Source organism: Dapis purpurea BLCC-M126, from assembly GCF_050015975.1.
Taxonomy (GTDB): Bacteria; Cyanobacteriota; Cyanobacteriia; order Cyanobacteriales; family Microcoleaceae; genus Trichodesmium.
The window spans coordinates 1-3,303 of sequence record NZ_JBNHER010000337.1; the positions used below are offsets into that span (position 1 = coordinate 1).

General features: G+C 35.9%; 3 protein-coding genes. 1 reads left to right on the forward strand and 2 read right to left on the reverse strand.

Annotated elements, in window-relative coordinates:
- Nucleotides 1–562: 562 nt before the first annotated feature.
- Complete coding sequence (locus ACP6PL_RS30785) at nt 563–796, forward strand: 2Fe-2S iron-sulfur cluster-binding protein (protein ID WP_426549180.1); 234 nt, start codon at nt 563–565, stop codon at nt 794–796.
- 38 nt (nt 797–834) lie between these two features.
- Here the strand turns inward: ACP6PL_RS30785 and ACP6PL_RS30790 are convergent, their stop codons facing one another.
- Both ACP6PL_RS30790 and zds read right to left on the reverse strand, forming a co-directional pair.
- Nucleotides 835–1,293, reverse strand: coding sequence for an SRPBCC family protein (locus tag ACP6PL_RS30790; protein WP_426549181.1), 459 nt, complete (start codon nt 1,291–1,293; stop codon nt 835–837).
- Between the two features lie 341 nt (nt 1,294–1,634).
- Nucleotides 1,635–3,092, reverse strand: coding sequence for a 9,9'-di-cis-zeta-carotene desaturase (gene zds, locus ACP6PL_RS30795; RefSeq protein WP_426549183.1), 1,458 nt, complete (start codon nt 3,090–3,092; stop codon nt 1,635–1,637).
- Between the last annotated feature and the right edge of the window lie 211 nt (nt 3,093–3,303).

Below are 3,303 nucleotides of genomic sequence, written 5' to 3' on the forward strand. Positions count from 1 at the left end.
TATGGTGGATATTTTCCCGGCTTTTACACAAACGATACCAACGGACATGATATGAAACACTTTTGAGGTTAAAATCTTTTCATAGCAAGAAATACTTGTCTCAATCTAAAGTTAAACGACTATATATAAGATAATTAGGGATTACTGATGAACTCTAAAAGCATCTACAAATCAAGCCTAAATTCTTTATTTTTTGCCAATTATGTGCAAGTTTTTACATCCTAAATGGTTAAATTTTTAGCATACAATACAAGGGAGGAAAAATATGCAGACAATTCTACCTCATAAATCCCTATTACTTTTGGGTTCTAAGTAACAGTCTAACTATTGATAGCAAATATTTATCATCTCTGGTCTTATACCAATTATCAAAAACTTTGCTATACTTAAATTTTATCCTTATTAATACTATTTATTGAGGTGATTTGATTGTTTGCTAGCATTAGTTATTTCTCCGGTTATTTTGACTACCTTCCAAGAATAGAATTAATTTTGATAAATGGTATTAAACGGGTTTATTTAAAGGGATTGATTTTACGAATGATTTCAGATTTATATAAATATGAAAATACTTTTTTTGCCAGATAAAATTACTGTTGATGCAGAGGTAGGAGAACCAATTCTAGAAGTAGCTGAACGTGCCGGAGTAACTATTCCGACAGGTTGCTTAATGGGTTCTTGTCATGCTTGCGAAGTAGAACTTGATGATGGTAAAGTTATTTGTGCTTGTATTACAGCAGTTCCTCCTGGAGAAAAAGAAATCACCATTAACCTCTCTGTAGACATTGATTGGTAACCTTTTCTCAAAAACTATATATTCATGGAGTTTTATGCTTAATTTATTTCTTTTTCCTTCTGTTCTACAGCAATAGCATAATCACGAAATCTTTCCAAATCTGCCATTAGAGTAGATTCTACTATCCTACCTAAAAATAAATTATCCATAATCTTAATTAACCACCCAGGAACTCCGTAAGATACAGTTAATCTAACAATACTACTACCATGACGGTCATAAAAACGGATTGCACCTCGGTTTGGTAAGCCATCTATAGACTCCCACTGAATAATTTGGTGGGGGACTATTCTCTGAATTCGAGAAAGCCAGCTAAACTGAAAATTACCACTAGCTAATTTCCACTTGGATAAGTCTGGATTATCTTTAAGAACTTCAACAGATTCAATCCACTTCATCCATTGTGGCATTTGTTCTAAGTCTGACCATAGATTCCAAACTAAATCAATTGGAGCGGCTACCTCTATCTGTACACTATGTTCTAGCCAATCACTCATAAATTTTTTTTAGGGAATAGGGAATAGGGAATTAGGGAATAGGGAGTAGTTTGGAGAAATATGAATTATAGACCAAAACTCATAAGTTGTAGTTTATTGCTGTTGGTAATGGTTGGACATTGAGCAGAGTTATCAGGACTACAAATAAGTCATTTATTGTAGATTCCCTTAAGCTAAAGTTTTATCCATATAAGCAAGCAACTTCAAGACAAAGAATAAATAGAAAAACTTGCTATGTAGATTGACGATAAATTAAGCCCTACGAAGAACCATTTTATCTTGCCGTTATTTATTAAGTAGTTTTGCTTAGTATAATAGCATATCTCTCTACTCCCTACTACCTACTCCCTACTGCCTAAAATATTTTCAACATTTGCCAAAATTATCTTAGCAGCTTGCTTTCCAGAAATAGTTGCTCCCTCCATACTGTCAATATAATCTTGTTGAGTATAGCTACCTGCTAGAAAAAAGTTAGGCACTGGTGTCTTTTGGTTCGGGCGATATGGGTCCATACCTGGAGCTTCCCGATATAAAGACTGAGCTAATTTCACTACACTATACCAGGTCATGTTTAATTCCCGTGATGAAGGGAATAGTTCATGGACTTGTTTCAACACATGGTGAGCGATCGCCTCATTATTCTCCTTGATAAAAGGATCGCCTGGTGTTAATACCAACTGTAATAAAGAACCTTCCCCTTGCCGATAATAATCTCCTGGACTTGTTAATGCCAGATCGGCAAAACAGGAAAAGTCAGCATCTGGAGTATAAAGTAAATTATCAAGACCAGCAGCATGATCTAATTGTTGACGTTGGTTTTTATCATGTAGCTCTGTCACCCAACCATCAAATCTTAACTGTACTGTTGCTACTGGTACCGCATCTAATTTATAAATATTGTCAAACTCTGGCCATTTGCGCCAAGCTTCAGGTAGAATCCGCTGAATACCTGGTACATCGCAGGCAAAAACATAAGCATCAGCAACAATAGTTTCTTCTGTATCCCCATTAGCAACAACTATTCCACTGACACGAGTTTCTCCATCATTCTCAGAAAACTGTATTTCCCTGACTTGTCGTCTAGTATGAATTTTGGTCCTCCGTGCCTCTAAATATTCAACAATAGGTTTGTGGAGATACTCATAAGGAGAACCTTCTAACATCCGCAACACAGATGCTTCTGTTTTTGCAGCAAATAATTGGAATATTGTCAACATACATCGGGCAGAAATATTATCTGCGTCAATGAAACCCAGAGCATAAGCAATAGGGTTCCACATCCGCTTGATACTTCCATCAGATCCACCTTGACGACGGAACCACTCTCCAAAACTAACTTTATCCAAATCTCTAATAGTTTTCATTGCCCCATCAAAATCTATCAACCCTCTGACTATAGGACTGGTGCCTAGGGCAATTGCATTTTGTAGTTTATCTTGTACAGATAGCTGGGATGTGGTAAAGAAAGCTTTCAATCCATTAAAAGGCGCTCCAGTCAGGAAGCGAAAATCTAGGGAACCTGTTTTGCCTCCTTTATTAATAAAATTGTGAGTATGTTCTTTGAGGCGAAGGTTTTCCAAAGCTCCCACTTTTTTCATTAACTCAAAAAGTTGGTAGTAACAGCCAAAGAAAACGTGCAAACCCATTTCTACATGGTTTCCATTTCCATCTACCCAACTACCTACTTTTCCTCCAACAAAGGGACGAGATTCAAATATTTCCACTTGATGTCCAGCATCAGCTAATTCGACAGCAGTGGCCATTCCTGCTAATCCTGCACCTGCGATCGCAACTCGCATTCTTTACTTCCTTAACTCAGTTTTTTTACAAATATTAATAATTCTACCAATAAGAAAGTCTTTTGAGGTTTGATAAAGTGATTTGCTCTAAAAAAATGTAGAAAAATTTTTTGCAGATGTACCAGTAATAGGATTACGCATTTTCTGTTATGAACGCTATATATCTATAACGTTATAGTTTTTTAATGCTACATATAGTGTTTTTCCCTAA

Coding starts and splice junctions, on each gene's coding strand:
- ACP6PL_RS30790 (WP_426549181.1), bottom strand. CDS start 1,293: ATGAGTGATTGGCTAGAACATAGTGTACAGATAGAGGTAGCCGCTCCA.
- ACP6PL_RS30785 (WP_426549180.1), top strand. CDS start 563: ATGAAAATACTTTTTTTGCCAGATAAAATTACTGTTGATGCAGAGGTA.
- zds (WP_426549183.1), bottom strand. CDS start 3,092: ATGCGAGTTGCGATCGCAGGTGCAGGATTAGCAGGAATGGCCACTGCT.